Annotated in this window: 31 protein-coding genes and 1 pseudogene; 26 read left to right on the top strand and 6 right to left on the bottom strand. The window is 70.8% G+C overall.

Going from position 1 to position 26877, the window contains the following annotated elements; translation table 11 throughout:
• Positions 1 to 389: 389 nt before the first annotated feature.
• The 5 genes and pseudogenes from DBP14_RS11265 to DBP14_RS11245 form a co-directional block, all read left to right on the top strand.
• Positions 390 to 695 (top strand): annotated as a pseudogene (locus tag DBP14_RS11265) (PfkB family carbohydrate kinase); the annotation flags it as partial.
• The gene (locus DBP14_RS11260) at positions 692 to 1453 is read left to right on the top strand and encodes an IclR family transcriptional regulator (protein WP_129307100.1); all 762 of its coding nucleotides are present in this window, start codon (positions 692 to 694) and stop codon (positions 1451 to 1453) included. The pseudogene DBP14_RS11265 and the gene DBP14_RS11260, both read left to right, overlap by 4 nt.
• Complete coding sequence (locus tag DBP14_RS11255; protein ID WP_129307099.1) at positions 1450 to 1887, top strand: RidA family protein; 438 nt, start codon at positions 1450 to 1452, stop codon at positions 1885 to 1887. Before DBP14_RS11260 ends, DBP14_RS11255 begins: the two co-directional genes overlap by 4 nt.
• Before the next feature lie 137 nt (positions 1888 to 2024).
• Positions 2025 to 3542, top strand: a complete 1518-nt coding sequence (locus DBP14_RS11250) for a gluconate:H+ symporter (protein ID WP_129307098.1) — start codon at positions 2025 to 2027, stop codon at positions 3540 to 3542.
• A 73-nt stretch (positions 3543 to 3615) separates the two neighbouring features.
• Positions 3616 to 4143: a hypothetical protein gene (locus tag DBP14_RS11245; RefSeq protein ID WP_129307097.1), complete on the top strand. Its 528-nt coding sequence runs from the start codon at positions 3616 to 3618 to the stop codon at positions 4141 to 4143.
• Between the two features lie 25 nt (positions 4144 to 4168).
• On the opposite strand, the gene DBP14_RS11240 is transcribed toward DBP14_RS11245, so the two are convergent.
• Together DBP14_RS11240 and DBP14_RS11235 are read right to left on the bottom strand one after the other, a co-directional pair.
• On the bottom strand, positions 4169 to 4366 hold the full coding sequence (locus DBP14_RS11240; RefSeq protein ID WP_129307096.1) for a DUF397 domain-containing protein: 198 nt from the start codon (positions 4364 to 4366) through the stop codon (positions 4169 to 4171).
• A gap of 7 nt (positions 4367 to 4373) precedes the next feature.
• A complete protein-coding gene (locus DBP14_RS11235; protein ID WP_129307095.1) occupies positions 4374 to 5225 on the bottom strand; it encodes a helix-turn-helix transcriptional regulator in 852 nt (283 codons plus the stop codon).
• Positions 5226 to 5434: 209 nt separating this feature from the next.
• Between DBP14_RS11235 and DBP14_RS11230 the strand changes: the two genes are divergently transcribed.
• From DBP14_RS11230 to DBP14_RS11220, 3 genes are all read left to right on the top strand, one after another.
• Positions 5435 to 5845 (top strand): ATP-binding protein, encoded by a 411-nt coding sequence (locus DBP14_RS11230; protein ID WP_129307094.1) that lies wholly within the window; start codon positions 5435 to 5437, stop codon positions 5843 to 5845.
• A gap of 108 nt (positions 5846 to 5953) precedes the next feature.
• Entirely contained in the window at positions 5954 to 6826 is an 873-nt protein-coding gene (locus DBP14_RS11225; protein WP_129307093.1) for a hypothetical protein, read from the top strand.
• A gap of 84 nt (positions 6827 to 6910) precedes the next feature.
• Positions 6911 to 8776 (top strand): trypsin-like serine protease, encoded by a 1866-nt coding sequence (locus tag DBP14_RS11220; RefSeq protein WP_241740869.1) that lies wholly within the window; start codon positions 6911 to 6913, stop codon positions 8774 to 8776.
• A 78-nt stretch (positions 8777 to 8854) separates the two neighbouring features.
• On the opposite strand, the gene DBP14_RS11215 is transcribed toward DBP14_RS11220, so the two are convergent.
• Complete coding sequence (locus DBP14_RS11215; protein ID WP_241741215.1) at positions 8855 to 10531, bottom strand: glycoside hydrolase family 18 protein; 1677 nt, start codon at positions 10529 to 10531, stop codon at positions 8855 to 8857.
• Positions 10532 to 10908: 377 nt separating this feature from the next.
• On the opposite strand from DBP14_RS11215, the gene DBP14_RS11205 reads away from it, so the two are divergent.
• The 14 genes from DBP14_RS11205 to DBP14_RS11140 all read left to right on the top strand — a co-directional run bounded on the left by DBP14_RS11205 (position 10909) and on the right by DBP14_RS11140 (position 22432).
• Complete coding sequence (locus DBP14_RS11205) at positions 10909 to 11769, top strand: hypothetical protein (protein WP_164992303.1); 861 nt, start codon at positions 10909 to 10911, stop codon at positions 11767 to 11769.
• Positions 11770 to 11830: 61 nt separating this feature from the next.
• Positions 11831 to 12535, top strand: coding sequence for a Flp pilus assembly protein CpaB (cpaB, locus tag DBP14_RS11200; protein WP_129307087.1), 705 nt, complete (start codon positions 11831 to 11833; stop codon positions 12533 to 12535).
• Positions 12536 to 12548: 13 nt separating this feature from the next.
• Positions 12549 to 13793 (top strand): P-loop NTPase, encoded by a 1245-nt coding sequence (locus tag DBP14_RS11195; RefSeq protein WP_129307085.1) that lies wholly within the window; start codon positions 12549 to 12551, stop codon positions 13791 to 13793.
• Between the two features lie 57 nt (positions 13794 to 13850).
• The gene (locus tag DBP14_RS11190; protein WP_129311792.1) at positions 13851 to 14177 is read left to right on the top strand and encodes a pilus assembly protein; all 327 of its coding nucleotides are present in this window, start codon (positions 13851 to 13853) and stop codon (positions 14175 to 14177) included.
• Positions 14178 to 14484: 307 nt separating this feature from the next.
• On the top strand, positions 14485 to 14841 hold the full coding sequence (locus DBP14_RS11185; protein WP_129311793.1) for a TadE/TadG family type IV pilus assembly protein: 357 nt from the start codon (positions 14485 to 14487) through the stop codon (positions 14839 to 14841).
• Positions 14842 to 14854: 13 nt separating this feature from the next.
• Positions 14855 to 16192, top strand: coding sequence for a CpaF family protein (locus DBP14_RS11180; protein ID WP_129307083.1), 1338 nt, complete (start codon positions 14855 to 14857; stop codon positions 16190 to 16192).
• 10 nt (positions 16193 to 16202) lie between these two features.
• Entirely contained in the window at positions 16203 to 17147 is a 945-nt protein-coding gene (locus DBP14_RS11175) for a type II secretion system F family protein (RefSeq protein WP_129307081.1), read from the top strand.
• A gap of 13 nt (positions 17148 to 17160) precedes the next feature.
• Entirely contained in the window at positions 17161 to 18057 is an 897-nt protein-coding gene (locus tag DBP14_RS11170) for a DUF5936 domain-containing protein (protein WP_129307079.1), read from the top strand.
• A gap of 125 nt (positions 18058 to 18182) precedes the next feature.
• Positions 18183 to 19496 (top strand): histidine kinase, encoded by a 1314-nt coding sequence (locus tag DBP14_RS11165; RefSeq protein WP_129311791.1) that lies wholly within the window; start codon positions 18183 to 18185, stop codon positions 19494 to 19496.
• Complete coding sequence (locus tag DBP14_RS11160) at positions 19493 to 20251, top strand: response regulator transcription factor (protein ID WP_129307076.1); 759 nt, start codon at positions 19493 to 19495, stop codon at positions 20249 to 20251. Before DBP14_RS11165 ends, DBP14_RS11160 begins: the two co-directional genes overlap by 4 nt.
• Before the next feature lie 125 nt (positions 20252 to 20376).
• On the top strand, positions 20377 to 20574 hold the full coding sequence (locus tag DBP14_RS11155) for a hypothetical protein (RefSeq protein WP_129307074.1): 198 nt from the start codon (positions 20377 to 20379) through the stop codon (positions 20572 to 20574).
• A 50-nt stretch (positions 20575 to 20624) separates the two neighbouring features.
• Positions 20625 to 21176 carry a pilus assembly protein TadG-related protein gene (locus DBP14_RS11150; protein WP_241740868.1) on the top strand — a complete coding sequence of 184 codons (552 nt, stop codon included), beginning with the start codon at positions 20625 to 20627 and terminating at the stop codon, positions 21174 to 21176.
• Between the two features lie 34 nt (positions 21177 to 21210).
• Positions 21211 to 21789, top strand: a complete 579-nt coding sequence (locus DBP14_RS11145) for a hypothetical protein (protein ID WP_129307072.1) — start codon at positions 21211 to 21213, stop codon at positions 21787 to 21789.
• Between the two features lie 7 nt (positions 21790 to 21796).
• Positions 21797 to 22432, top strand: coding sequence for an OmpA family protein (locus DBP14_RS11140; RefSeq protein WP_241740867.1), 636 nt, complete (start codon positions 21797 to 21799; stop codon positions 22430 to 22432).
• Between the two features lie 29 nt (positions 22433 to 22461).
• On the opposite strand, the gene DBP14_RS11135 is transcribed toward DBP14_RS11140, so the two are convergent.
• From DBP14_RS11135 to DBP14_RS11125, 3 genes are read right to left on the bottom strand one after another with little or no spacing between them, the layout of a single operon-like run.
• Positions 22462 to 22887 carry a DUF3224 domain-containing protein gene (locus DBP14_RS11135; RefSeq protein WP_129307068.1) on the bottom strand — a complete coding sequence of 142 codons (426 nt, stop codon included), beginning with the start codon at positions 22885 to 22887 and terminating at the stop codon, positions 22462 to 22464.
• A 42-nt stretch (positions 22888 to 22929) separates the two neighbouring features.
• Positions 22930 to 23550, bottom strand: a complete 621-nt coding sequence (locus DBP14_RS11130) for a hypothetical protein (RefSeq protein ID WP_241740866.1) — start codon at positions 23548 to 23550, stop codon at positions 22930 to 22932.
• Positions 23551 to 23598: 48 nt separating this feature from the next.
• Positions 23599 to 23970, bottom strand: a complete 372-nt coding sequence (locus tag DBP14_RS11125) for a DUF192 domain-containing protein (protein ID WP_129307066.1) — start codon at positions 23968 to 23970, stop codon at positions 23599 to 23601.
• 85 nt (positions 23971 to 24055) lie between these two features.
• Here DBP14_RS11125 and DBP14_RS11120 point away from each other — a divergent pair, with 85 nt between their 5' ends.
• Genes DBP14_RS11120 through DBP14_RS11105 form a run of 4 tightly spaced genes read left to right on the top strand, consistent with a single transcriptional unit; the run spans position 24056 to position 26871 of the window.
• Complete coding sequence (locus DBP14_RS11120; RefSeq protein WP_129307064.1) at positions 24056 to 24361, top strand: hypothetical protein; 306 nt, start codon at positions 24056 to 24058, stop codon at positions 24359 to 24361.
• Positions 24358 to 25602: a hypothetical protein gene (locus tag DBP14_RS11115; protein ID WP_241740865.1), complete on the top strand. Its 1245-nt coding sequence runs from the start codon at positions 24358 to 24360 to the stop codon at positions 25600 to 25602. The genes DBP14_RS11120 and DBP14_RS11115 overlap by 4 nt, the downstream gene beginning before the upstream one ends.
• Positions 25599 to 26273 carry a hypothetical protein gene (locus DBP14_RS11110; protein ID WP_129307062.1) on the top strand — a complete coding sequence of 225 codons (675 nt, stop codon included), beginning with the start codon at positions 25599 to 25601 and terminating at the stop codon, positions 26271 to 26273. The genes DBP14_RS11115 and DBP14_RS11110 overlap by 4 nt, the downstream gene beginning before the upstream one ends.
• Before the next feature lies 1 nt (position 26274).
• Positions 26275 to 26871 (top strand): hypothetical protein, encoded by a 597-nt coding sequence (locus DBP14_RS11105; RefSeq protein WP_129307060.1) that lies wholly within the window; start codon positions 26275 to 26277, stop codon positions 26869 to 26871.
• The last annotated feature ends 6 nt before the right edge of the window (positions 26872 to 26877 follow it).

The raw sequence follows: 26877 nt of genomic DNA, 5'->3' as shown, positions 1-26877 counted from the left end.
TCGCTGCCTCGCCCGCGTCGCCCCGCGCGGACGCGCACGGCGCCCCGCCACGTCGTCGATCCGCGGGCAGTCGTGCCTCCCCCAGTGCCTTGATCGCCTGGGGGGACCCCCAGGCGGCACGGGTGGGCGCGGACGGCACCTCGCCGGCGCCGAGTGGCGCGACCGACTCCCGGCCGACCCTGACGGAGTCCACCGCGCTGAGTGGCGCGACCCACCCCCGGCCGACCCTGACGGAGTCCACCGCGCCGAGTGGCGCGACCCACCCCCGGCCGACCCTGACGGAGTCCACCGCGCCGGGTGGCGCGACCCACCCCCGGCCGACCCCGACGGAGTCCACCGCGCCGGGTGGCGCGACCCACCCCCGGCCCGCAGCACAGCCGGCCACCTTTGTCAGCGCGCCCGAGGTCACCGTCGTAGCAGCACCCGGCGCGGGCGACGCCTTCGCCGCCGGCGTCCTCTCCGGAACCCTCCGCGGCCTCCCCCTCCCCACCCGCCTCCGCCTCGGCCACCTCTACGCCGCAGCCGCCCTCACCACCCCCGGCGACCTCGCCGCACCCCCCGCCCGCGCCCACGCCGACCGCCTCACCGCCCTCGACACCCCCGCATGGGAGAGACTGCGACTCGGCCCCGGCTGGACCCAAGCCGACCCCCCGACACCCCGGCCGGCCGCTCCGGAGGAGGCACGCACACCATGAGCCAGACCGTCGACCGCGCCCTGAGCATCCTGCCCCTGCTCGCCGAGGGCCCCGCGGACCTCGGCCAGGTCGCCGACCGCCTCGGCGTCCACAAGTCCACGGCCCTGCGCCTCCTGCGCACCCTCCACGAACACGGCCTGGTCTACCGCCAGTCCGACCAGCGCTACCGCCTCGGCGCCCGCCTCTTCGCCCTCGCCCAGGAGGCGATGGAGAACCTCGACGTCCGCGAGATCGCCCACCCCCACCTCGCCCGCCTCAACGATCGGTGCGGACACACCGTCCACCTCGCCGTGTACGAGGAGGGCGAGGTCCTCTACATCGACAAGGTGGAGAGCCGCTACCCGGTCCGCATGTACTCCAGGATCGGCAAACCGGTCGCGATCACCGTGGCCGCCGTGGCGAAACTCCTCCTCGCCGACCTCCCCGAACCCGAGCGCCGCGCGGTGGCCGAGAAGCTCGACTACCCCACGTACACGCCCCGTTCGACACCGAACGCCGCCGCCTTCCTCAGGGAACTGGCGCAGGTCAGCGAACAGGGCTGGGCCACCGACCTCGGCGGCCACGAGGAGTCCATCAACTGCGTCGCCGCCCCCGTGCGCGGCGCCGACGGCCGGGTGGTCGCCGCGATGTCGGTGTCCGCGCCGAACGTCGTCGTCACCGCCGAGGAACTCCTCACCCTCCTCCCGCAGGTCCGCCGCACGGCGGACGAGATCAGCGGCGAGTACTCCGGCAGAACACCAGTAAGGAACCCCGAATGACGGACGCGACGCCCGAGCCGGCCAGGACGGTCAAGGTCGCCCTGACCCCCAGCACCCACACCACCCCGCCCGCGAAGTTCTCCCACGGCGTCCGGAAGGGCAACCTCCTCCAGGTCGCCGGCCAGGTCGGCTTCCTGCCCGCCGAGGAGGGCAGGCCGCCCACCCCCGCCGGTCCCACCCTGCGCGAGCAGACCCCGCAGACCCTCGCCAACGTCCGCGCGATCCTCGAAGAGGGCGGCGCGACCTGGGACGACGTGATGATGATCCGCGTCTATCTGACGGACGTCGACCACTTCGCCGAGATGAACGACATCTACAACCGGTACTTCGAGGAGCAGGGCCTCACCCAGCCGCCCGCCGCCCGCACCACCGTCTACGTCGGTCTCCCGGCCGGCTTGCTCATCGAGATCGACGCCCTCGCCGTACTCGGCTGATCCCACGCGTCCCCTCCCGTAACACCAGCACCGGTACCAGCACCTCCGCACATCGCACACGGCACGGCACCCTCCGGGGCGCCGTGCCGCGATCCTCCCTGCCCGAAAGCACGATGCACTTACCCAGAGGACCCCCGATGCCCCTTCCGCTTCCGCTCGCCGCGGCCCCCGCACCTCCGGCACCGCCCCACACCGGCGGCCTGCTCCTCCTCGTGGACGGCACTCCCGGCCTCCTCACGGTCGCCGCCCTCGGCATAGCCCTGCTGCTCTACCTGATCATCAAGGTCCGGCTCCAGCCGTTCGTGGCGCTGCTCGCCGTCTCCATCACCGTCGGCCTGCTGGCGGGACTGTCGGTCACCGAACTCTTCGGCACCGTGCAGCGCTCGGACGCCGTGTCCACCATCGAGTCCGGCATGGGCGGCATCCTCGGCCACGTCGCCATCATCATCGGCCTCGGCACGATGCTCGGCGCGATCCTCGAAGTCAGCGGCGGCGCCGAGGTATTGGCCTCCCGGCTGCTCGGCCTGTTCGGGGAGCGGCGCGCCCCCCTCGCCATGGGCCTGACGGGACTGATCTTCGGCATACCGGTCTTCTTCGACGTCGGCATCTTCGTGCTGGCCCCGATCGTCTACGCGGCGGCGAAGCGCTCGGGCAGGTCCATCCTGCTGTACTGCCTTCCGCTCCTCGCCGGCCTCTCCATGACCCACGCCTTCCTGCCCCCGCACCCCGGCCCGGTCGCCGCCGCGGGCCTGCTGCACGTCCAGCTCGGCTGGATCGTCCTCATGGGCGTCGTCTGCGGCCTCCCCGCCGTGCTCGCCGCCTGGGCCTATGCCGCCTGGATCGGCAAGCGGATCCACGTCGACGTACCGCAGGACATGGTCGAGGCGGCGGCGGAGGCCAAGCGGGCGGTACGGGCGGAGCAGCGCGGTACGGCGGGGGAGCCGGGGGAGTCCGGGGAGGCGGGGCCCGGGGAACGGCAGGAACGGCCGGTGCCGCTCTCCGTGGTCCTGGGCATCATCGGTACGCCGCTCGTCCTGATCCTGGCCGCCACCTTCTCCTCGGTCGCGCTCGCCCCCTCCACCACCCGCTCGGTACTGGAGTTCGCCGGCCACCCCTTCGTGGCCCTCACCCTCGCCCTCCTCCTCGCCTACTACCTGCTCGGCATCCGGCGCGGCTGGTCCCGCAAGTCGCTGGAGACGGTGTCGACGGCGTCGCTGAAGCCGGTGGGCAATATCCTGCTGGTGGTCGGCGCGGGCGGGGTCTTCGGCGCCGTCCTGAAGGCGAGCGGGGTCGCGCAGGCGCTCTCCGACACCTTCCACGGCGTGGGCCTGCCGGTGCTCGTGCTGTCGTACCTGATCTCCCTGGTCCTCCGGGTGGCCCAGGGCTCGGCGACGGTGGCCATCGTGACGACGGCCGGCATCGTGGCGCCCCTGCTCTCCGAGGGACACCACTCCCAGGCGTACGCCGCCCTCGTCATCATGGCCGTCTCGGCGGGCTCGATCTTCGCGTCGCACGTCAACGACGGCGGCTTCTGGATGGTGGCCAAGTACTTCGGCATCAGCGAACGCGACACGCTGAAGACCTGGACGGTCCTGGAATCCGTGCTGTCCGTCGCGGGCTTCGCGGTGGCGGCCGTGGTGAGTGTCTTCGTGTGAATGTGACGTCAGTGAAACGTGGGATGGCCGGGGTGACTGGTTCCGGCACAGCAAAGTCGTCCATACTGCCGCCGTGGACCAGCGCATAGGATCGAGCAACGAGCCCCTGAAGGGCGCGCCCGTCGAGGGCGCCGGATTCGACCCGGCTTTCATCCCCGGGCTGACGGCCCAGGAGCCGAAGGACGAGGCGGAGCCGACCCCTGCCGAGGAACCCGGCCAGGAGCCCGCACCCGAACCGGCGAAAGCCAAGGAGGACTCCCCGGAGGCCACCGAGGACGCATCCGAGGAGACCACCGAGGGCCCCTCCGGGGACGCCGCCGACGGTCCCGTCTTCGAGGCCGCCGACCGCAGGGCCCGGATCACGGCCGACGGCCGGGGTGTCCGCCTCCGTCTCGACGAGGAGGACTGCGAGTTCCGCTGGGACGAGATCGCCGCGGTCGAGACGGAGTCCCCCCGCTTCGGCAAGCGCTACACCGTCACGGTGCACACCCCGGACCGCCGCTGGTTCCCCATCGAGATCGAGGCCCCGTCCCGCTCCCGCTTCAAGGAGTGGGACGACCAACTGGACGCGGTCCTGGACGCGTACTTCGAGGAGGCGTAGCGGCAAGGACGCGGCGGCCCGCTGCTCACCGCGGCAGCGGGCGCGTCTTCAGTGCGTCCACGAAGGAGGCGAAGGCTCCGGCCGGGAAGGTGAGGGTCGCCCTGGCCGGGGCTTTGGAGTCTCGGACGCGTATGTGGGTGTCGAGGTCCGCGATCTCGACGCAGTCGTTGCCCTCGCCTCCACCGGAGAAGGACGACTTCTTCCAAAGGGTCGGGGCGTCCATCAGGTCCTCACAGCTCCTTGGCCAACTGGTGGATGAGGTCTCGCGACTGCTGAGGGGGCAGCGCCACCTCCCTCACCCTACGGAAGAGTTTTCGAAAGTGGTCCAGCTGAGCTGCTGAATCGACGAAGGCCGTGCCGTGCGGAGCGTCGCGTACGACGGTGTCCAGGGCGGGAATCGGTCCGCCCACGTGCACCATCGTGCCTCCCGCACCCGCGAAGTCGTCGAGCGCGAACGGGATGACCCGCAGGGTGACCTGGTCGGCCTCGGACAGTTCCAGGATGCGGGCCAGCTGGGCGCGGAAGGCGGTGCGCCCGGCGACCCTGATGCGCAGCGCCGCTTCGTGGATCACGGCTTCGTACCTGATGGGCTGGGCGCCTTCGATGACGACCCGCCGCCTCATCCGGTGCTCCACGCGCAGCGCCACCTCGTCGGGCGGGAACTCCGGGTTCATGTAGGCGAAGAGGGCCCGTGCGTAGTCCTCCGTCTGGAAGAGCCCGGGTACGTGGATGACCGCCACGTCGTGCCGGAACCTGGCGTGGTGGTCCAGTTCGGCGAGGTCCAGGTAGGCGGCCGGGAGAATGCCGCGGTACTCCTCCCACCAACCCCGTGCGCGGTCGGTCGCCATGCTCACCAAAGCGTCGATCAACTCGTCGTCGGCGCAAGTGTAGTTGGCAGCGAGACGGCGTACCCGTTGCTCGCTCACCCCGGCGATCCCCGACTCCATCTGGCTCATCTGGACCGAGTTCACCCCGAGCAGCGCAGCGGCTTCGGTCGCCTTGAGGCCGGCGGCTTCGCGCAGCCTCCGCAGTTCGGTGCCCAGGCGTACCTGCCGGGCTGTGGGGTGCCGTCGTGCTGGCACGAACCCCCTCCCTTCGCAACGGCCTTGTCGAGGCCACTCGTTCGTGGGTCAGATTACGCGACCAGCTTGCTCCGAATGAAATTTATGACCTACCGTCGGTGACGTACCGCTCACGCGCTGGAAGCGCACCGCTCCGCCCTGCCAAGGCGGCTGCGGCAATGCCACCGCGCGCCCTCTTTCCCCTCTCACACCACCGGAGTTGATCCCGCATGCCCGAAACCGAGACCTGGGACTACACCCTCTACATCCCCAACGACCTCAGAGCAGTGACCGTCTCCCGCCGCACCCTGTGTCTGATCCTGACCCTGCACGGCCTGATCGGGCTCGTGGACACGGCCGAACTCCTCGCGGCGGAGCTGGTGTCCAACGCCGTACGGCACACGAAGGGGCCGGCCGCGCTCAGGGTGCGCCGCACGGAGGAGGGTGCGGTGTGGATCGGCGCGTGGGACACCGACCCGGCACCTCCCGAGCCACCCAAGCCCCTCGCGCAGCTGGCGGAGCTGGAGGACGGCCGGGGTCTGGGTCTGGTCAAGGCGTGCGCGGACCACTGGGGCTGGCAGCCCTCGGCCAGGTTCGGCAAGCGGGGGAAGTTCGTGTGGGCACAACTCGGCGCCGCCTAGCCGGCAATCAGGGTCTCGGCAGCGCATAAGGTGACCTTGATTGGTCGTTCCCGCGGCGCCTGACCAGCGTCGGAGTACGGGTGGGGCCGGATCTACGGAGGGACAGACGTGAAGAAGACCTCTGCCCGGCGGGCGGCCCGGGCCGGTGCCATAGCCGTGTGCGCGGCGGCGGTACTGGCCGGCGCACCAGTGGCGGCAGTCCCGAAGGGCGACGCGCCCAGGCTGACGTACTTCGGTCCGCTTCAGGAGATCACCGTCGGCGGGGAGATCGAGTTCAACGCGTGGAACGTGCGGGCCGGGACGGACAAGCTGGTCGTGAGTTCGCCGGCACTCGACGCGCCGGTCCGGCTCGTCCCGGCGAAGGGCGTACCGGGCTTCTTCGTCGAGAAGGACTCGATGCCCGCGGTGGGCACCCGCGACGACATCGCCCCGGGAACCTATCCGGTTACCGCGAAGGCCGACGGCCATGTCATCGCCACTACTCGGCTCACCGTGACCGCGCGGCACCCGGCGCCGCAACGCCGCTTCGTCGTCTACCCGACCGACGCACCGGCGTGCGACAGCACCCCCACCTTCGTACGGCCCGGTCGCGACGCCTATGTCGTGCTGAGCCTGGAGCCGACGGACCCGGGCACCGGCGAACCGACCGTCACCTCACGGGCGTTCCGGCACGACGTACACCTCAAGGAGGGCGGCGTCGGCCTGGACCGCTGCCTCGGCGACGACGGCGCCACCGTCTACCAGGGGCGCGCCCAGGTACGGGACGACGTTCCGCCGGGCGAGTACGACATGACCGTGGCAGGCCGCTCCGGGCGCCGCCGGCCCATCGTCCAGAAGGTCATCGTGGCGGGGGAGGCCGCCGCCCACGGCGACGCCGGACCCTGGCCGGTGGCCGGCGGCGCCACCGCGGCGGCGGTAGTGGTCGCCGGCGTGGGCTTCGTCGTGTGGCGCCGGCGGCGGAAGACCGCCGTCTCATCCTGAGATGTCCTGACCAGCATCCCCCGTGCGCCCTCCGGCCGGTCCTGGCCGCCGGGTGCCGCTCATTCCTGATTCCGAGGGATCACCTTGCTCAGCCTGCATCATCGAATACGCCGTGCGGCGGTCGTGGCCGCGAGCGTCACCCTGTGCCTGACGGCCGGGGCCGGCGTCGTGCGCGCGGACGCGGACGCCGGCCCCGGCGCGCGCTCCCACGTGCACTCCGACCCGTCCGGTACCCCCGACGGCGGCTGGACCGACGCGGACGCGATCCGGTTCTGGACGCCCGCCCGCATGGCCTCCGCGACCGACCCCGCACGCCCGTCGGTGCCCCAGGGCCAGGACACGCCGCCCCCGAAGTCCGCGCTCCGGGGCAGCGGCCCCGCCGCCGGCATCACCGCGGAGCACTTCCTGGGCATCAAGTCCGTCGGCGTGCTCTTCTCGTACCAGCAGGAGCCGACCACCGGGCAGTTGCGCGCGCACTCCTGCTCCGCCAGCGTCGTGGACAGCCCGGGCCGCAACCTGATCCTCACCGCGGCCCACTGCGGTGGCGGGCATCATTCCGTGTTCGTCCCGAACTACGACAACTCCAAGACGCTGGCCGCGCAGCACTACGGGTTCTTCCGCGTCGACAAGTGGTTCACCGACCCCCGGTACGACCGCCCGAACACGAAGGACCGGACCTCCGATCTGGACTTCTCCTTCGCGGCACTCGCCGACTCGGCCAAAGGCGCGAAGGTGCAGAACGCGGTGGGCGGTGCCAACCGGCTTGTGCGCACGCCCTCGTTCAACAACGACGTGACGATGGTCGGCTACCCCAAGAAGGCACACGACTCCGCGGACCGGGCCGTCCGCTGCCCCACCCAGACCTGGGCGCTGCCCCACCTCTACCAGATCCAGGCCGTCTGCCACGGCATGTACGGCGGCACCTCCGGCGGCCCCTGGTTCTCGAAGGTCGACTGGGCCAAGGGCACCGGCGACATCATCGGCAACGTGGGCGGCTACAACGGTGGCGGCAACGACGCCAACGTCGACTGGCTCACCTACAGTCCGGTCCACGGCGACCAGTTCTTCCGGCTGTACGACGACGCGAAGAACAACCGGGCGGTCAAGCGCCCCGACCCCTACGTGGAACCACCGCTTCCGTACTCGATGGGCGGCGGCCGGACCTGGCAGCACGCCACCCTGATGGCGTCGGGCGACTTCAACGGCAAGGGCCGTAGCGACATGATCGTGGTGTGGTCGGACGGCGAGGTCACGCTCTACGACAGCGACGGCAACGGCGGCTTCGACAGCGAGCGGCGACTGCTGGCCGCGAACTCCACCTGGAAGAACGCCAGGACCATCACCGCGGGTGACTTCGCCGGCTCGAACGGGTTCGACCTGATGGTCCGCTGGGCCGACGGAGAGGTGACCCTGTACGGGGACGTCGGCACCCGGGGCCTCGACTGGGCCGGCACACAGATGATCAAGCCCAACAAGACCTGGACGAACGCGACCCAGATCGCGGCCGGACGTTTCGCCGCCGCCAAGTACGTCACCGACCTGATGGTCCGCTGGGCCGACGGTGAGGTCACTCTCTACACCGGGGTCGGCGCCGGTACGTTCGGCCAGGAGCACCAGTTGGAGAAGCCCAACGGCACCTGGAAGAACGTCACCCTCCTCACCGCCGGCGAGTACTCCGGCCGCCAGAAGTGGGACCTCATGGTGCGCTGGACCGACGGCGAGCTCGACAACTACGTGGGCACCACCACCTCGGGCCTCGGCACGGAACAGCGCATCCTGAACCCCAACAAGCTCTGGACCCATGACACGGTGATGACCACCGGCGACTTCACGTCGAACCGCCGCACCGACGACCTCGTCATCCGCTGGTCGGACGGCGAGACCACGATGTACCCCGACACCCACGCCGACCACCTCGGCCCGGAACACAACCTGGTCCCACGGGCATGACGGACGGCGACGCCCGGGCCCCGAAAGGGAGGGGCCCGGGCGTCGCCATGCCGGCAGGAGTCGAGTGGAGCGCTGCCGCTACGGCATCGCGTGGACGTGCGGGCCCACCGAGTTGGACCACGCGTTGCCCGCCGTCGCATCCCAGTTGGTCGACCAGGTCATCGCGCCGCGCAGGTCCGGGTAGGTCTTGGAGGGCTTGAAGGTGCCGCAGTTCGTGCCCTTGCTCAGGCAGTCCAGGGCGTTGTTCACCACGGTCGGGGAGACGTAGCCGCTGCCGGCGCCGCTGGTGGAGGCCGGGAGGCCGAGGCCCACCTGGGAGGGGGAGAGGCCACCCTGGAGCTGGATGCAGGCGAGGGCGGTGAGGAAGTCGACCGTGCCCTGGCTGTAGACCTTGCCGTCGCAGCCCAGCATGGAACCGCTGTTGTAGTACTGGGTGTTGACGACGGTCAGGATGTCCTTGATGTTCAGGGCGGTCTGGAAGTAGCCGGCCGACGTGGACTGCATGTCGATCGTCTGCGGGGCCATGGTGATGACCAGGTTCGGGCCCGCCTTCGCCGACAGGGAGCGCAGCGCCTGCGTCATGTAGGTCGGGTTGATGCCGTTCTCCAGGTCGATGTCGACGCCGTCGAACCCGTACGTCTGCATCAGGGAGTAGACGGAGTTGGCGAAGTTCGCCGCCGACGTGGAGTCGCTGATGGACACCGTGCCGTTCTGGCCGCCGATGGAGATGACCACCTTCTTGCCGGCCGCGTGCTTGGCCTGGATGTCCGCCTTGAACTGGTCGACGGTGTAGCCGTTCAGGCCCTTGGAGTCGAGGGTGAAGGACACCGCGCCCGGGGTCGTCGTCGCGTCGGCGAAGGCCACGGCGATGATGTCGTACGCCGACTGGACGTCGGACAGCTTCTGGACGGTGGCGCCGTTGTTGAAGTTCTGCCAGTAGCCGGTCACGGCGTGCTTGGGCAGGGTGCCGCCACCGCCGTCGCCGCCTCCGCCGCCGGTCGGGGACGTCGTCGCCGAGACCGCCGCCGACTTCGCCGACTCACCGGCCGCGTTGGTCGCCGTGACCTGGAAGGAGTACGACGTGGAGGCCGTCAGGCCGGTGACCGTGGCCGACGTGCCGGACACCGCCGTGACCTTGCTCCCGTCCCGGTAGACGTTGTAGCCGGTCGCGCCGGAGACGGTGTTCCAGGCGAGGGAGACCGAGGAGGACGTGGTGCCGGTGGCCTTCAGGCCGGAGGGCGCGGCCGGGACCGTGGGGGCCGGGTCGCCGCCTCCGCCGCCGTCGGGGCCGTAGACCGAGACGTCGTCCGCGTAGTACGCGGGCTGGCCGTACCAGCCGTGGGTGTAGACCGTGACCGAGGTGGTCGAGGAGCCGGTGGTGAAGCTCGTGGAGAGCTGCTTCCAGGCGGAGGCGTCCGGCGTCCACGTCGAGACGTCCGTGGTGCCCGTGCCCGTCACGCCCAGGTAGGTGTAGGCGCCCTGGACCCACGCGCTCAGCGTGTACGTCGAGTTGGGCTTGACCGCGACCGTCTGGCTGCACTGGGCGTCGTCCTGGCCGGCCGGGGTCGCCTTGAGGGCCGAGCTGCCGGAATGCACCGGGGAGGAGACGGCCGTACCGCTGCCCGCCGAGCAGGTCCAGCCGGCCAGGCCCGACTCGAAGCCGGCGTTCGTGGCGTTGTTGACGTCCGCCGCCGCGGCGGGGGTCGCGGCGAGACCGGCCACCGAGAGGGCCAGCGCGGTGGCCGCCGACCACATGCCGATCCGTCGTCTGCGGGGTGGTCTGGGCAGTCCGGGCATGCCTGACACGCGGTCCACTGGGGCCTCCGGTGGGGAAGTGGGCGGGGAAGTACGCGGGGAACTGGCGGGGAGAGGTGCCGTGCGCTGCCACCAAGTTGGTCCAGACCAATCTCGCTGTCAAGAGGTCCAGACCAAAACCATCTCCGGTCCGACGCTCAACCTGTCCGGTTTTGGCGGGACTTGCCCCTAGAGAGTTCCACGCGAGCTACACAAACGCTGTTCTCCGGTCATCGGGGCGTGGATACAGTGCTCAGGTAGTCACGCAGTGAAGTCGTCCAGGCCCGGCCGCGTGAGCGCCGACGGGCCGAGGGGTGTGAAGTAGCGGGGAGCTGCGCGTGCCAACTGCCATCGCCGTGACCAGTGCCGACCTGGCACTGCCGGCCCAGGACGAGCGGACCGTGCCCGCCGTCGTGCTGAGCGGCCTCGACCAGCGGCCCCTGGACCACGCACTCGCCGAACTCCACGGGCTCGTCGAGAGCTACGGCCATGTCGTCGTCCTCTGCTCGCAGGCGACCCCGGAGCCGGTCGTACGACGGCTGTACACCCTGCGCGCCCTGCTGGAGAGCGACCGCATCGCCCTGTTCCGGCCCGAGCTGCCGCCGCTCGCCGTCGCCGTCCTCGCCCGCCAGCTGCGCCAGCTCGCCTCCTGCGACATCGGCCCCGGCGTGCTCGCCTCCGCCGGCCGGCTGCTCACCCACTACCTCCACGCCGGCGCCGTCCTCGGCTCCGTCGCCCGGCTGGACCGGGTGCCCGTCGGCCTGAAGGCGCACGCCAAGTCCTGGGTCCCCGGCAGCCAGTTCGCCGTCCTCGCCCACCCGGAGCCGCACCTCGTCAAGGTCGCCGACGGGGCCACCCTCAAGGGACCCGAGTTCAGCACCTGGATGCTCACCGCCAAGGGACAGCTCCAGACCGAGTGGCTCGCCGGACTGGCCGAGGAGTGGAACGTGCACGGCCTGCGCGAGACCCCGCTGCCCGCCGAGTCCGAGCGGTGGTGGGGGACCGGCCGGATCGTCGAGTTCTGCAGCTACCTCGGCGACCTCTCCGTCCTGTACCAACTCGTCGCGTCCGTCCGCCAGTCCGTCTGCCACTGGTGCGGCATCGACGTCATCGGCGACCGCTGCGTCTTCTGCTCCGCCACCCCGCCCGTGTACGAACCCCCCGCGCCCCGCGCACTGGAGCAGCGCGCCCCCGCCTGACCCGCCCGACGCCCCCGCCACTTCCCGCTCGACCGATTCCCCCAATGAGGTTGCACGGTTCATGAACTCCCGTCAGCGCCGCGGCGTGATACTCCTGATCCTCTCGGTCCTGTGCGCTCTCGGCGCGTTCGCCGGCGTGCTCGCCGTCATCGACGACGTGCAGTCCAAGGTCGGCCCCGAGGTCACCGCCTACCGGGTCAAGTCCCAGGTCAAGCCGTACACCGCGCTGGACGCCGGCCAGTTCGAGAAGATCCGCATGCCCAAACGCTGGCTGTCGGACAACGCCGTCACCGACCTCGGGCAGATCCACGGCAAGATCGCCGTGACCACCCTGCGCAAGGGCTCCCTGCTCCAGACCGACATGATCGTCGACCAGCCCGCGCTGCAACCCGGACAGCAGGAGGTCGCCATCATGATCGACGCGGCCACCGGGGTCGCCGGCAAGATCACCCCCGGCTCCCGCGTCAACGTCTACGCCACCTTCCAGGGCAAGAAGCAGACCGACCCCGACCAGTCGAAGATCATCGTCACCGACGCCCGGGTCCTCGACGTCGGCCAGATCACCGCACTGGACCCCGACCACGCCAAGGACCAGCAGCCCACCGAGGCCGTCCCCATCACCTTCGCGCTGTCCACCCTGGACGCCCAGCGCATCACCTACGCCGAGTCCTTCGCCCAGCGGGTCCGGCTCGCGCTCGTCGCCCCCGGCAGCGAGACCAGCGTCCCGGACAAGGACCGCACCTACGAACTCGCGACGGACAAGTGAGAGGCGGCCCGTCATGCCCACCAGGATCCTCCCGGCCGGCGCCGACCCGGACGCCGTCCGCTCCCTGGTCACCCTGCTCAGCCAGCTCCCGGACGCCGAACCGCAGCCGCCCGTCGCCGACTCCACCCAGCTCGTCGACACCCTCGCCCGGCTCGCCGCCGAGTCCGTCGACGAGCTCCCCGAGGTCGTCGTCGTCCACGAACTCATCGGCCCCGTCCCCGCGCTGGAGCTGATCCGCGAGGTCGCCCTGCGCTTCCCGGCCGTCGGCGTCATCCTCGTCACCACCGACGCGAGCCCCGGCCTGTTCTCCGCCGCCATGGACGCAGGCGCCCGCGGCCTGGTCGCGCTCCCGCTGTCGTACGACGAACTCGCCAGCCGCGTCCAGGCCGTCGCCCAGTGGTCCACCGGCGTACGGCGCCACCTCGGGCACGGCGCCGAGGTGTTCGGCGGCGCCGGCGGGACCGTCGTCACGGTCAGCGGCGCCAAGGGAGGCGTCGGCGCCACCCTGGTCGCGATCCAGCTCGCCCTCGCCGCCCAGGCCTCCGGCCGGCCCACCGCGCTCGTCGACCTCGACCTCCAGGCCGGCGACATCGCCTCCTACCTCGACGTGCAGTTCCGCCGCTCGGTCGCCGACCTCGCCACCATCACCGACCTCTCCCCGCGCGTCCTCGCCGACGCTGTCTTCCGCCACGACACCGGAGTGGCCCTCCTGCTCGCCCCCGCCGAGGGCGAGCGCGGCGAGGACGTCACCGAGCGCGCCGCCCGCCAGCTCCTCGGCGCCCTGCGCTCCCGCTACGAGGTCGTCGTCGTCGACTGCGGCGCCCAGCTCGGCGCCGCGAGCGCCGCCGCCGTCGAACTCGCCGACACGGCCCTGCTGGTGGCCACGCCCGACGTGATCGCCGTACGCGCCGCCAAGCGGACCGTGCGCATGTGGGACCGGCTGCAGATCCGCAAGGCCGAGGAGACGACCGTCGTCGTCAACCGGCACACCCGCACCACCGAGATCCAGCCCGCCCTGGTGCAGCGCATCACCGGCACCGCGCTGGCCCGCACCGCCGTCCCCGCCCACTTCAAGGAACTCCAGGCAGTGGTGGACGCCGGACGCCTGCACGAACTGGACTCCAGGAGCACGGTCAAGCAGGCGTTGTGGGCGCTGGCCGGAGAACTGGGGCTCGCGAAGGCACCGGAGGCTTCCGGTTCCTCGCACCGGGGCTCGGGCCGCGGCTCCGTCGGCTTCCGGCGGCGCAAGGAGGTGTGACGGGTGAGGAGAAGGCCGGGAGGCGACCGGGGGCAGGTCAGCGTCGAGCTGCTCGGGATGACCCCGCTGATCGTCCTGACGCTGGTGCTGATGTGGCAGTGCGTCCTCGTGGGATACACCTTCACGCTCGCGGGTAACGCTGCCGACGAGGCCGTACGCGCGGGCACCGCCACGGCACCCGGCGGACGCCAGGCCGCGTGCGAGGCGGCCGGACTGAGGAACCTGTCGTCGGCATGGAGGGGGGACGCCACCGTGAGCTGCGGCGGATCCGGCTACGTGACGGCCGACGTCTCCCTGAAGGTCCCCGTCCTCTTCCCCGGCGTCGTCTCCTTCCCCGTCACGGTGCACGGCCACGCCGGCGCCGTCGAGGAGGTGAAGGACTGAGATGCGGTACGGGCGTGGAGGCGGCCGGGGCAACGGGATGCCGGGCGGCCGTGAAGGCGGCCGGGGAGCCGGGATGCCGGGCGGCGGTCGTGGAGGCGGCCGGGGTGCCGGGATGCCGGGCGGCGGTCGTGGAGGCGGCCGGGGTGCCGGGATGCCGGGCGGCGGTCGTGGAGGTGGCCGGGGTGCCGGGATGCCGGGCGGCGGCCGTGGAGGCGGCCGAGGTGCCGGGGTGCCGGGCGGCGGTCGTGGAGGCGGCCGGGGTGCCGGGATGCCGGGCGGCGGTCGTGGAGGCGGCCGGGGCAACGGGATGCCGGGCGGCGGCCGTGGAGGTGGCCGGCGTGACGCCGGGCAGGTCGCCGTCGAGTACCTCGGGTTCATCCCCGTCCTGCTGATCGTCGCCCTTGCCGGCATCCAGATCGGCGCCGTGGCCTACGCCGCCGAACAGGCCGGGACGGCGGCCCGCGCCGGCGCCCGGGCGGCATCGCTGCGGCAGTCGTACGCACAGGCCTGCGCGGACGCCGTCAGCGGCCCGCTGGACGTGTCGTGCTCCGCGGCCGAGGGCGGCGACACGGTCACCGTGACGGCCGCCGTCCACATCCCCAAGGTCCTCCTGTGGGACTTCGGGGACGCCCGCAAGACGGCCACCATGCCGCTCGACCACTGAAGGGCAGCAGATCATGAGCCTGCGGGCACGCGTCAACTCCCCCGAGGACCACGGCAGCCGGGGCGAGGACGGCCACCTCGTCGCCTCATACCGCGCCAAACTGCTGGAGGAGATCGACCTCGCGGAGATGAGCGCGCTGGCCGCCGCCGACCGCCGGGCCCGGCTGGAGCGGGTGCTCGGCCACATCATCAGCCGCGAGGGCCCCGTCCTGTCCACCGTGGAACGGTCCCAGCTGATCCGCCGCGTCGTCGACGAGGCGCTCGGCCTCGGCATCCTCGAACCGCTGCTGGAGGACGCCTCCATCACCGAGATCATGGTGAACGGCCCCGACGCCATCTTCGTCGAGCGCGGCGGACGCGTGGAACAGCTGCCCCTCCGCTTCGTCTCCGCCGACCAGCTGATGCAGACCATCGAACGCATCGTCTCCACCGTCAACCGCCGCGTGGACGAGTCGAACCCCATGGTCGACGCCCGCCTCCCCTCCGGCGAACGCGTCAACGTCATCATCCCGCCGCTGTCCCTGACCGGCCCCACCCTCACCATCCGCCGCTTCCCCCGCTCCTTCACCCTGAAGGAACTCGTCGGCTTCGGCTCCCTCGACGAGCACATGGTGTTCCTGCTGGCCGGCCTCGTGCAGGCCAAGTTCAACATCATCGTGTCCGGCGCCACCGGCACCGGGAAGACCACCCTCCTCAACGCCCTCTCCGGACTGATCCCGGCCCACGAACGCATCATCACCATCGAGGACTCCGCCGAACTCCAGCTCCAGCAGTCCCACGTGGTCCGCCTGGAGTCCCGGCCGCCCAACGTCGAGGGCAAGGGCCACGTCACCATCCGCGACCTGGTCCGCAACTCGCTGCGCATGCGCCCCGACCGCATCGTCGTCGGCGAGGTCCGCGGCGGCGAGTCCCTCGACATGCTCCAGGCCATGTCCACCGGCCACGACGGCTCCCTCGCCACCGTCCACGCCAACAGCGCCGAGGACGCCCTCACCCGGCTGCAGACCCTCGCCTCCATGTCCGACGTCGAGGTCCCCTTCATCGCCCTGCACGACCAGATCAACAGCGCCGTCGACGTCCTCGTCCAGCTCACCCGGTTCGCCGACGGCGCCCGCCGCATCACCGAGATAGCCCTCCTCGACAGCCACGGCGGGGAGCCGTACCGGCTGGCCACCGCCGCCCGGTTCGACGCGCGGCCCATGACCCACGACGGCCGCGTCCACGGCACCTTCCAGTACTTCCCCCTGCCCCGCCGCACCGCCGACCGCCTCTACATGGCGAGCCAGCCCATCCCGCAGGCCTTCGGCGTCGCCCACCACGCGGACCAGCTCGCCACCCGAGAAGCCAGGTAGGCCGACACCCATGGAACTCCACACCCTCGTCCAGCTCACCACCGGCGTCACCCTGCTCACCTGCGTCCTGGCGGTGCTCGGCCTGCACTCCTACGCCGCCGGCCGCGCCCGGCGCGCGGAACTGGTCGAACGGCTCACCCACACCGGCACGCCACCGGCCACCGGCCGCCGGCGCCGCTTCCGCGACCTCGACCGCCGGCTGCGCCGCACCCGCCTCGGCCACCGGCTCGAACTGCGCCTCGCCGCCACCGGCCTGGACATCACCCCCGGCGAGTTCTTCGTCTGCATGCTCGCCGCGGTGGCCGCCCTCTGGATCATCGGCCAGGCCACCCTCGCCCCGTTCTTCGGGCCCCTCGCCGGGCTCCTCGGCATCGGCGCCGCCGTCCAGTTCCTCAACTGGCAGCGCCAGAAACGCATCGAACGTTTCATCAACCAACTCCCCGAACTGGCCCGCATCCTCGCCAACGCCACCCAGGCCGGCCTCGCCCTGCGCACCGCCATCGGCATGGCCGCCGAGGAACTGGAGGCCCCCGCCGGCGAGGAACTGTCCAAGGTCGCCGACCAGCTCGCCATCGGCCAGTCCATGGAGGACGCCCTCGGCGAACTCGCCGACCGCCTGCCCTCCCGCGAACTCGTCGTCCTCGTCACCACCCTGGTCCTGTCCAACCGCGCCGGCGGCCAGGTCGTCTCCGCGCTCCGCAACCTCACCGAGACCCTGGAGGAACGCAAGGAGACCCGGCGCGAGATCCGCACCCAGCTCTCCCAGGTGACCATGACGTCGTACGCCGTCCCCGTCCTCGGCATCGGCGCGCTGTTCCTGATGAACGGGGTCAAGGACGGAGCCCTGGAACGGATGACCGGCTCGCCCGTCGGCCAGGGGTGCGTGATCATCGCGTTCGCCCTGTACGCCGTCGGCTTCCTCCTCATCCGCCGCATGAGCCGCATCGACGTGTGAGGGGACGGCCGAGATGACACTCGTAGGACTCCTGCTGGCCCTCCTCATGGCCCTCGGCGTGTGGGGCGCGTTCGCCGGCATCCGCATGTACCGCGCCGACGCCAAACTCCCCACCGACCTGGTCCTCGCCCTGGAGGTCGGCTCCACCCGCACCGGCGCGGTCGACTCCCTCGTCGACCGCATGGGCATGCGCTACGCCCCCACCGTGCTGCGCCTGATGGGCCCCCGCCTCGTTGCCAAGTACCGCCGCAGGATCGACCTCGCGGGCAACCCCGGCGGCCTCACGCTCGACCGCTACGCCGCCCGCCGCGCGGTCTACGGCGCCCTCGGCGGCGTCGGCTTCCTGGTGTTCCTGCTGCGCGGACAGTGGTTCGTCGCCCTGCTCCTGCTGGCCTTCGGGGCGTTCTGGACGGAGGTCGGCATCTGGTCGGCGATCCGCATCCGCAAGGACGTCATCGAACGGACCCTGCCCGACTTCCTCGACGTCCTCGCGGTCGTGGTCAGCGCCGGCCTCGGCTTCCGCCAGGCCCTGGACCGGGTGGCCACGAAGTACGAGGGCCCCTGGGCCGACGAACTCCGCATCACCCTGCGCCAGATGGACCTCGGCATGAGCCGCCGCCAGGCCTTCACCGAACTCCGCCGCCGCAACGACTCCGAACAGGTCGCCATGTTCGTCACCGCACTCCAGCAGGGCGAGGAACTGGGCGCGCCCATCGTCGACACCCTGGTCTCCCTGGCCAAGGACATGCGCCGCACCGACGCGCAGAACGCCCGCAGGAAGGCGGCCCGCGCGGTCCCCAAGGCCACGCTGATGATCACCACGTTCATGGTCCCGGCGACGATGCTGCTCCTGGGAGCGGGGCTCATCCTCGGCTCCGGGGTGGACTTCGGTTCGCTCACGGGGCGGTGAGGGCTGTGACGGTTGTGTGGTTGCGGGAGACGCCGGGGGACGGAGCGGGTCCGGTTCCGGGGGCTGAGCGTGCGGGCGCGGTCGCCGAGCCCTCGGAGAAGATCCAGGTCAGGGCGTTGCAGGCGATGTGCCGACAGGTCTTCGGGTTCCGGCTGGCCATGATCGTGCTGGCGGCCCCGGCGGCCCTGCTGAACGCCGCCCCCGGCCTGGGCGCCCGCCTGGTCGGCGCGGCGGTCGTCGTCACCTTCATGGGGTCGTACGTCCTCTTCCGCGACTGGGAGCGCTTCGGCCCCCTCCTCCTGCGCCACCCCAGCCTCCTCGCGGCGGACACCCTCTTCGGCTCCCTGCTCCTGGTCTCGGCGGGCCCCGACACCACCCTCGCCTACGTCAGCGTCTGCACCCCGCTGCTGGCCGGCCTCGTCTACAGCTGGCGCGGCGCGGCCTGCTTCGCCTCCCTCCAGGCGCTGATCCTGCTCCTCGTGCACGCCACCCTGAAGTCCGAGCAGGGCGTGAGCGTGGCCGAGTCGCTGCTGCTGCCCGGCCTGTGCGTGATCGCCGGTGCCATGGGCTCCACCCTGCGCAATCTGCTACTCCGCTTCGGCGCGGCGACCCAGGCCCTGACGACGGTGCAGGCCCGGCTGGCGGCCACGGAGGCGGTCGCCGCCGAACGGGCCCGGCTGGCCCGGGAGATGCACGACTCGGTGGCCAAGACGCTGTACGGCGTGGCGCTGGCGGCGGACGGCCTGGCGGCGACGGCGGCGAACCCGTCCCTCGACGCCGCCCGGATGCGCCGGCAGGCCGAGCTGGTGTCCCGCTCGGCGCGGCGGGCGGCGGCGGAGTCGCGCGAGCTGCTGAAGGACCTGCGCAGCCAGGGGGCTCCGGCGGCCTCGGAAACGGCGACGTGCGTCTGGAGTGAACTGAGGTCGATGGCCGGGGACTTCACCGCGAGGACGGGCCTGCCGGTGGTCTGCGAGGGGGACGCCAAGGATACGGCGGCCGTCCTCCCACCACTCCCACCCTGCCCGCCTCCACTCCTGCGCCACCTCCTGGCCATCGCGGGGGAGGCGCTGGAGAACGCCCACCGGCACGCGTCCGCGACCCGGGTGGACGTACGGCTCGGAGTCCACGGCGACCAGCTGCGCCTGGTGATCCGCGACGACGGGCGAGGTCTGCGTCCCGGGACCACCCTCGAACACCTCCGCGCCTCCGGCCACTTCGGCCTGCTCGGCATGGTCGAACGGGCGGGTGCCGCGGGCGCCCGCATCCGCATCGGGCGCGGTGAGCACGCCGAGGGCACGGAGGTCCGGGTGGACCTGCCGCTGCGTGCGCTGACGTGGCGAGACCCGGCAGTCGCGGCGGTTCCGGCAGTCCCGGCGGTTCCGGCAGCTGCGGTGCCGGCAGTCGCGGACATCCGGGAGTTCGAGAGGAGGACCGCATGAGCGACTGGAACGAAGGGGCGGCGGCCTTTCCGCCACCTGTGGCCGAGAAGCCGTTGCGGCTGGTGGTGGCCGACGACAACCTCGTCGTCCGGGCCGGCCTCACCGCCCTGCTGTCCGGCCGCGACGACATCACCGTGGTCGCCCAGGCGGCGGACGGCCGTGAGGCGTACGAGGCGACGCTGCACCACCGCCCCGACGTCGTCCTCCTCGACGTCCGCATGCCCGGCGTGGACGGCATCGCCGCGCTGCCCCACCTGGTGCCACTGGCCCCGGTCCTCATGCTGACGTACAGCCACGAGAGGGAGACCGTGCGGGAGGCGCTGCGGCTGGGGGCCGGTGGATACCTGGTCCACGGGGAGTTCACGACGGAGCAGTTGGCGAGGGCGGTACGGGACGTCAGCGAGGGGCGGCCGCATGTGACGCCGGGGGCGGCGGAGGCGTTGGTGGTGGGCCTTCGGTCCGGTGCGAATGCACATGGGGAGCCGGAACAGCCAGCTACCGCAAGGCAAAGTTCCGATAACATACTTTCGCAGTTGCAATCCTCTGTGGGACAGTCGTTCCGGGCGGGGTTCCAACTGAGCGTGCGGGAGGCGGAGATCATGGACCTCATCGCGTCCGGCATGACCAACCAGCAGATCGCCGCGGTCTGCTTCATCAGCGAGAAGACCGTCAAGAACCACATCAACCGCATCTTCGCCAAACTGCAGAGCACGAGCCGGGCCCAGGCCGCGGCGAAGTGGCTGGGGGTGAGCTGAGGTGTCCCTCCGGGGGAGCGGTACGGGGCGGAATTGGGCCTGGAGTTGGGCCCTGGGGCCCTTTTCGTGGCGGCCGGCGGGGCCGTACCTTCCCCGGGTCGGGGGCGTAGCTGAAGGGGAAAACCATGGGCAAGTGGTTCAACACCACCGTCGCGTACCTGCAGGCCCGTGCCGCGCGCGACGACAGGGGCCAGACCGCGGTGGAGTACCTCGGCATCATCGCGGTGGTCGTGGCCATCGTGCTGGCGATCACCGGTACGAGCATCGGGCAGACGATCTACGACGCGATCACCCAGAAGATCTCCGAGGTCACGGGCGGCTGACCCGCACCCTCCACGACGCAGGGCAGGCCTTCCCCATCTACATCACGGTGGTGGCGGGTCTGCTCTTCCTTGCGTTGGCGTACCTGGCGGTGGGGCAGGCCGCCGTGAACCGGAGCGGCGCGCAGACGGCGGCCGACGCGGCGGCACTGGCGGCGGCGCAGAATGCGCGCCAACAGTTGGCGGGGCGGTGGGTGCTGGACCTGCGCGATCCAACCGAGTGGCAAGACATATTCGACGGGACGGTCGGCATCGACAGTCCCGACGCTCCCTGCCTGCGAGCGGGACAACTCGCTGCGCTGAACGACGCCGAGGTACGGCAGTGCCAACCCGGCAACACGCTGTCCTACCGGGTCGACGTCAGGACGAACAAGCCCGTCGGGGACTCCGTCGTACCCGGCACGGAGAAGGTGAAGTCGACGGCGTCCGCACGTGCCGTGATCAAGTCCCTGTGCACTTATGACCCCCCGGCCGCGGGCGCCGACGACACGGCCCTGCCCAAGCTGACCTGCAAGGACGATCGGGTCTGGGACCTGGATCCGGACCACCTCACCGATCTGCCGAAGCCCGATGACCTCTTCGACGTCCACCTGGCCGACGACTGACAAGCGAACGACGAGCAAAGAAGGAAGCGGAGCCATGAGCGTTCGGTTCACTCGGAAAGCCGGCAGGGGGATGATCGGGCTGTCGGTGGCGGCCGCTCTGGCGCTCGGTGCCGCCGGCTGTGGCGGTGGTGGCCACGACGGAAAGCCGGACGCGTCCGCATCCGCCTCCCAGCACCATGGATCCCGCCCGAGCACCCAGGAAGGGCAGTCGGACGCGCCCCTGGCCGAGTTGAAGGGTTCGGACGGCCTGCTCCTGCGGATCACCTCCGCCCAACGCGACTCCGGAGGGTTCGTCACCGTCAACGGCATGCTGAAGAACGACGGGGCGGGCGACCTCGTCATCCCGTCGGCTCTCAGCGGCAACGAGACCGAGATCGTCAGGAACGGGAGATCCCTCGGGGGCGCCACGCTGGTCGATCCGCAGGGCAAGAAGCGGTACTACGTGCTGCGGGACACGGAAGGCCGGCCCTTGACCACCACCGGCTTCTCGACTCTCAAGCCAGGTGCCGACCTCGCCGTCTTCATGCAGTTCCCGTCACCCCCGGCCAATGTCTCCGAGGTGGACTTCCAGCTGCCCACGTTCTCGGCCGCCACCATCAAGATCTCCGGGTGAGGCCCCCGTGACGACCACACCCCGCCGGTCCCTCCCCCTCACCGCCGCCGCCCTCCTGGTCGTAGCGGCGCTCTACGGCGTGACGCCCGCGCACGCCGACGACACGGACCCCAGTCAGCCGCCCGACACGGCGCCCTCCGCCGCTGCGCCGGTGAAGGTCGACCCCACCGACCCCGATCTCAAGCTTCCCGAGGGCGCCACGCTCGCCACGCCCAAGGTGCTGGACATCAAGTCGGTCGTGGAGGACCAGAGCGGAGACGAGCGGCGGGAGGACACCAACGCCGACGTCACGTTCGCGCTGCAGGCCGAGGTGCTGTTCGGCAAGGACAGCGCCAAGCTGGGCGGCGAGGCCAAGGCCCGTATCGCCACCATCGCCGGGGAGATCAAGAAGCAGAACGCGACCCAGGTCCGCGTCTTCGGCTTCACCGACAACCTCGGTTCCTCGGCCCACGGCGACGTCCTGTCCAAGCAGCGCGCCAACGCCGTACAGGCCGTCCTGGACCAGGACCTGAACGACCCGAACGTCACCTTCGAGGTCCGCGGCTACGGCGAGCAGTACCCGATCGCCGACAACTCCACGGAAGCCGGCCGGAAGAAGAACCGCAGGGTCGAGATCTCCTTCCCGCGTACGGAAGGGCAGTGAGCGGGAGAACGAAGGCGACGGCAGGTCCGCTACGCCGTGCCCGCTCCGCCCACCTCGTACTCGAACCAGATCCGGTGCGTGCTGTCCGCGTCGACCGCCATGCCGCCGGCACCCCGGATCCCGGCCAGCTCCCCGGTGCCGCTGCCCGGGACGATCACGAAGAACTCGGCGTCTCTGCCCTCCCCGAGGGTGGTGGCGGAGTGGGCGAAGTTGAACGCCCCGCTCCGCCCCTGCAAGGCTCCTTCGAAGGACTCCATCGCGACATATGTACCCGTCCCGCTGCCCTGGTCGTACGCGGCGGTGAACAGAGTGGCCGACACCCCGGCGACCTCACCCTCGTACCGCTTCCGCATGGTGGCCATGCCGACGGGCACCGCCGTCTCGATCGCGGGGTCGGGCATCCGCACGGGCGCGGGCGTGAAGTCCTCGACCTGGAACGTCCCTGAAGCTCTCATGCCTGCCGATGCTAGGCCGTACCACTGACAACGCCCGCGAGATCAGCTCGCGCGGCCGGTGGCCGGCGCGGATGCCCAGGCGCCGAGCCCGTGCGGCGGGTACCGGCGCAACAGCTCGTCCGCCTGGGCGTGCATCGCGCGCCGCTTCCTGACCCGCCACACCATGAGCCAGATGGTGGCGGGCACCAGCAGGGAGAAGAAGACGAGGGGCGCGATGAGGGCCGTGTTCTTCGTGTGGATCAGGTCGACGGCCATCGAGATCACGCCGAACAGGCCGGCCACGACAGCCGGGACGAGCCTGAGCAGGTTCTGCTCGTGCTTGATCAACTCGGCGTGGTTGCGGACCGCGCGGGCGCTGGCCCCGTGGAAGGCGGGGTGCTGGGCGGCCACCTCGAACGGCGTACCGGGCGCCACGGCCTCCCAGCGCGCCGCCGGGTCCGGGTCCGGCACGAACACCCGGCGCCGTACGGATTTGTGACCCAGCGTCTTCAGGTGGCGGTACCCGTAGGCGGTGGCGAGCCGGCTCGCCTGCTCGGGCAGCAGTTGTGTGGTCCGGATCACGACCTCGGGGCGGCCGTCGAACAGGTGGGCGTACACGCCGGGCCTGAGCCGGCGGGCCTCCGCCATCCGCTCCCCGAACGTCCCCCGCGCGTCGCTGACCACCGTACAACCCCCGTCTACCTGCGAGCCTGTCGACCCGTCACGTACGCGCTACAGGGTAACGGCCACCCTGGCCCCCACCCGCAGGCCCCATCCCGCCATGGCCCCTGCCTCCGCCTCCAGGACATGCCGCGAGCGGAGGCGGGGGAGCCCCAGCCGGCCCGGCTTCATCGTGCGTACGGCGATGACGGTGAGGTTCCGGTCGAGGTACGCCACGTCGATGGCGATGCGCATGCGGAACGTGTGGATCGACCCGGCGGGGGAGAGGAGCAGCGCCCCGTCGACCGACTCCCGGCCCAACAGCCCCTTGGTGCGGGCGCGGTAGCTGGTCGCGATCTCCAGGGGGACGGCGACGGCTGGTTCCCCGCCGCCCGTGCCGCCGTGCACCACCAGCGTCCCCCGGCCGTCCGGCCAGCGAGCCATGTCAGGTCACCTCCCTGGGACACCGTACCCAGGCGCCGCGTTCCTCGTTGTGGATCACGGAAGGTACGGCGAGGGGACCGGGTGGATGGCTGAGCGGCTGGTCGTGGACGACGACGAACTCGGCCACTTCATGAAGCTGCTGAAACAGTCGAGCGACTCCCTGAAGGGCATGCGGAAGGCGCTCGGCGACGCCACCGTCAGTGGACTCGGCACGGACGACCTGGACTCCGCGTGCGAGGACTTCCAGGACGACTGGAAGTACGGCGCCCACCAGATCGGCCGGCAGACCGAGGACCTCACCAAGATCATCGGCCAGAGCAAGGACAGCTACCGCGAGGTGGACAAGGCACTGGAGGCCGCGCTGCGGAAGGCCGGGCGGGGCGGCACGTGAGGTACGTCCACCTGGGGTTCGACCCCGCACCCGGCAGTACGGACACCGTCCGCGACCTGCACGACAAGCTCGCGGAGTGCGCCAAGGTCCTGGGCGAGACGCACGAGCGCGTCACCAAGCTGCTCGAAGGCAGCTACTGGAAGGGCGACGCCGCCGTCGCGTTCCGCGAACAGCTCTCCGGGGGTCCGCTGCCGCTCGACCTCAAGAACGCCGCGCACTCCCTGCACAAGGCCGCCCGGCATCTCGGCAGCTGGCAGGGCGAACTCGACGAGTTCCAGCGGCGGGCCAAGCGGCTCGACAACGACGCGAAGGACGCGCGGGCGGTCCTGGACGCGGCGAAACGGCACGGCGGTGAGGAGAGGGTGACCGAGGCGCAGAGCGACCTCGACAAGGTCATCGCCAAGGCGAAGGAGCTGGCCGGCGAGCACGAGGAGCGGGCCGGGTACCGGGCACGGAAGATCCGGGCCGCCACGAAGAAGCTGGCGCCGCATGAGCCCGGGGCGTGGGACAAGTTCACCGACTGGCTGGACGACAACCTCCCCGACATCCTCAGCGCCTGCGCGGCAGTACTCGGCGTCATCGCCCTCCTCGGCCTCACGGCCGTCGCCCCCTGGGTGCTGTTCCTGGCAGCGGGGCTGCTGAGCGGGGTGGCTTTCGGGCTGAGGGTCAGCGACCCCGAGGTCTTGGCGTCTTTGGAAGACGGGTTCTCGAAAGGGGAGTTGGACGGTGATTTCTGGAGCAACGCACTAGGAGTCACCGGGGACCTCTTGGGGACGCTGCCCGGTGTGGGGGCTGTGGCCAAGGGAGGTTTCCTGGGTCTCAGGACCCTTGGGCGGTCCGGTGAACTGTTGTCCTTGGCAGGAGAGGGGGACGAGGCGCTGAGTCTGGGACAGACGGCCGCGCGAGTCGGCACCAACGTCAGGACGTCGGTCAGGACGGTTGGTGCGTCCGTGAAGGCCGAGGCCTCTACGGCGGAGGGTGCTGTGAGCATGTTGTCCCATCCGAGGGTGTTCGGCGGGAGGCTGGCGCCGATCGTGGAGAAGATCGACGCTCCTGCGACCTACACGGGAGCGGCCACTGCGGTGTACGGGGTCGCCGGCAGCCTCGCAGACGGCATCGACAACGACACGACCAAGGCCACCAGCAATGTCCTCGACGGGACCAGGACGGTCGGTGTCGACCTCCCGGCGACCGCAGGCGCCCTTCACTTCCTGCTGCGGGGAGCACAGACAGCACCATGAGCAGTCCTCCCTACCTGATCGACGAATCGGCTCTCAGCGAGGATGCCGATGTCTGGTTCGTCCTCCCGCCTGGCTTCGTCCCACTCCCGCTTCAGGAGCTGGCCATAGCTGAGCAGAACCCGGCGGTGGCCAGCCGACTGGCAGACGCGTTGCGTCCGCTGTTCGAAGCCGGCGCCGACAACGCTGCCAAGCAGCGCCTGTTGACGGCTCTCGGTCCTGTTCTACGGGTGGCGCAGGTCCTCCTGTCGGTCGACACGGTGCATTGCTGTATCGGCCTTCACGCGGACGACATCGGGGACGGCGACCTGCTGCTCTCCATGTTCACGCTCACCTGGAAGGCGACGAACTGGGCGCCGCGCAGGGTCCTCGTGGCTCGCGCCCTCGCGGGGGCGCAGGGTACGGAGTACAGGGAAAGACTCGATTTGCCGTGTGGCCCTGCCGCACTCGTCCAATCGAGGCTGACAGGACCATCCGAAGTGGGGCCGGTAGCGGGCAGACGGCTACTTCAGATCACGGCGCATGTTCCGTGCACTGAAGGGCGCCGAATCGCGATGCTGACGCTCGCCACGACTGCGATTGAGCGTGCGCAGGAATACCGCTGCCTACTCCGGGACATCGCACGATCGCTCAGTTTTGAGAATCCGCTCGCGGACCAGCGCACCGAGGAGTGACATGGCCCCTACGCACTACCCGACGGCCTGGGACGATCCAGACACCCACCGTGCCTGGACGAAGCTCATCGGCTGTGCGGTGCTCGGCCAGATTCTGTGGGTGGCTGCCTGGGCGGGCCTGCTGGCGTGGTACGTCATCCTGTCAGTCACCTGGACGCTGTGGCTCTTCTTCGTGCCGTTGCTGTACACGTTCTACCGAGTGTTCCTGCAGCGCGTCTACATCGGTACCGCGCTGCACGCGCGCCGCATCCTGCGTGAGCACCCCTGGCAGGTCTTCGAGGATCTGGCCAGCGACATCGGCAACCTCCCGGGAGTCCGTCCCGGCTATGCGTGGCTACAACTCCCTGACCCTCAAGCACCGAATGAACACGTGACGATGGTGATGCATTCTCATGTGAGGTCGATGTGGTGGGGACGCTTGAGTAAACGCGCCGCTCCCCACCGCAAAGCCCAGGTCCGCCAGATCTGGTTCGCTGGGGATCCGAGGGTCGCCGGGGTGATCGCGGTGCCCGGGCCTCGGCACTTCTATGTGCTTACCCAGACCGTCAAGGCCAGCCCGAACTCCGAAGCCCAGCCCGAGGAATCAATGGAGTTGTGATCGCTC

The sequence above is a fragment of the Streptomyces sp. L2 genome (genome assembly GCF_004124325.1).
Lineage (GTDB): Bacteria > Actinomycetota > Actinomycetes > Streptomycetales > Streptomycetaceae > Streptomyces.
This window is presented reverse-complemented; position numbering and strand designations above follow the sequence as displayed.

Excerpts from the sequence above, each read along its gene's own strand:
- DBP14_RS11260 (WP_129307100.1), top strand. The coding sequence starts at position 692 with ATGAGCCAGACCGTCGACCGCGCCCTGAGCATCCTGCCCCTGCTCGCC.
- DBP14_RS11255 (WP_129307099.1), top strand. The coding sequence starts at position 1,450 with ATGACGGACGCGACGCCCGAGCCGGCCAGGACGGTCAAGGTCGCCCTG.
- DBP14_RS11250 (WP_129307098.1), top strand. The coding sequence starts at position 2,025 with ATGCCCCTTCCGCTTCCGCTCGCCGCGGCCCCCGCACCTCCGGCACCG.
- DBP14_RS11240 (WP_129307096.1), bottom strand. The coding sequence starts at position 4,366 with ATGGACGCCCCGACCCTTTGGAAGAAGTCGTCCTTCTCCGGTGGAGGC.
- DBP14_RS11230 (WP_129307094.1), top strand. The coding sequence starts at position 5,435 with ATGCCCGAAACCGAGACCTGGGACTACACCCTCTACATCCCCAACGAC.
- DBP14_RS11215 (WP_241741215.1), bottom strand. The coding sequence starts at position 10,531 with ATGTGGTCGGCGGCCACCGCGCTGGCCCTCTCGGTGGCCGGTCTCGCC.
- cpaB (WP_129307087.1), top strand. The coding sequence starts at position 11,831 with ATGAACTCCCGTCAGCGCCGCGGCGTGATACTCCTGATCCTCTCGGTC.
- DBP14_RS11195 (WP_129307085.1), top strand. The coding sequence starts at position 12,549 with ATGCCCACCAGGATCCTCCCGGCCGGCGCCGACCCGGACGCCGTCCGC.
- DBP14_RS11190 (WP_129311792.1), top strand. The coding sequence starts at position 13,851 with ATGACCCCGCTGATCGTCCTGACGCTGGTGCTGATGTGGCAGTGCGTC.
- DBP14_RS11185 (WP_129311793.1), top strand. The coding sequence starts at position 14,485 with ATGCCGGGCGGCGGCCGTGGAGGTGGCCGGCGTGACGCCGGGCAGGTC.
- DBP14_RS11180 (WP_129307083.1), top strand. The coding sequence starts at position 14,855 with ATGAGCCTGCGGGCACGCGTCAACTCCCCCGAGGACCACGGCAGCCGG.
- DBP14_RS11175 (WP_129307081.1), top strand. The coding sequence starts at position 16,203 with ATGGAACTCCACACCCTCGTCCAGCTCACCACCGGCGTCACCCTGCTC.
- DBP14_RS11170 (WP_129307079.1), top strand. The coding sequence starts at position 17,161 with ATGACACTCGTAGGACTCCTGCTGGCCCTCCTCATGGCCCTCGGCGTG.
- DBP14_RS11165 (WP_129311791.1), top strand. The coding sequence starts at position 18,183 with ATGTGCCGACAGGTCTTCGGGTTCCGGCTGGCCATGATCGTGCTGGCG.
- DBP14_RS11160 (WP_129307076.1), top strand. The coding sequence starts at position 19,493 with ATGAGCGACTGGAACGAAGGGGCGGCGGCCTTTCCGCCACCTGTGGCC.
- DBP14_RS11155 (WP_129307074.1), top strand. The coding sequence starts at position 20,377 with ATGGGCAAGTGGTTCAACACCACCGTCGCGTACCTGCAGGCCCGTGCC.
- DBP14_RS11145 (WP_129307072.1), top strand. The coding sequence starts at position 21,211 with ATGAGCGTTCGGTTCACTCGGAAAGCCGGCAGGGGGATGATCGGGCTG.
- DBP14_RS11135 (WP_129307068.1), bottom strand. The coding sequence starts at position 22,887 with ATGAGAGCTTCAGGGACGTTCCAGGTCGAGGACTTCACGCCCGCGCCC.
- DBP14_RS11125 (WP_129307066.1), bottom strand. The coding sequence starts at position 23,970 with ATGGCTCGCTGGCCGGACGGCCGGGGGACGCTGGTGGTGCACGGCGGC.
- DBP14_RS11120 (WP_129307064.1), top strand. The coding sequence starts at position 24,056 with ATGGCTGAGCGGCTGGTCGTGGACGACGACGAACTCGGCCACTTCATG.
- DBP14_RS11110 (WP_129307062.1), top strand. The coding sequence starts at position 25,599 with ATGAGCAGTCCTCCCTACCTGATCGACGAATCGGCTCTCAGCGAGGAT.
- DBP14_RS11105 (WP_129307060.1), top strand. The coding sequence starts at position 26,275 with ATGGCCCCTACGCACTACCCGACGGCCTGGGACGATCCAGACACCCAC.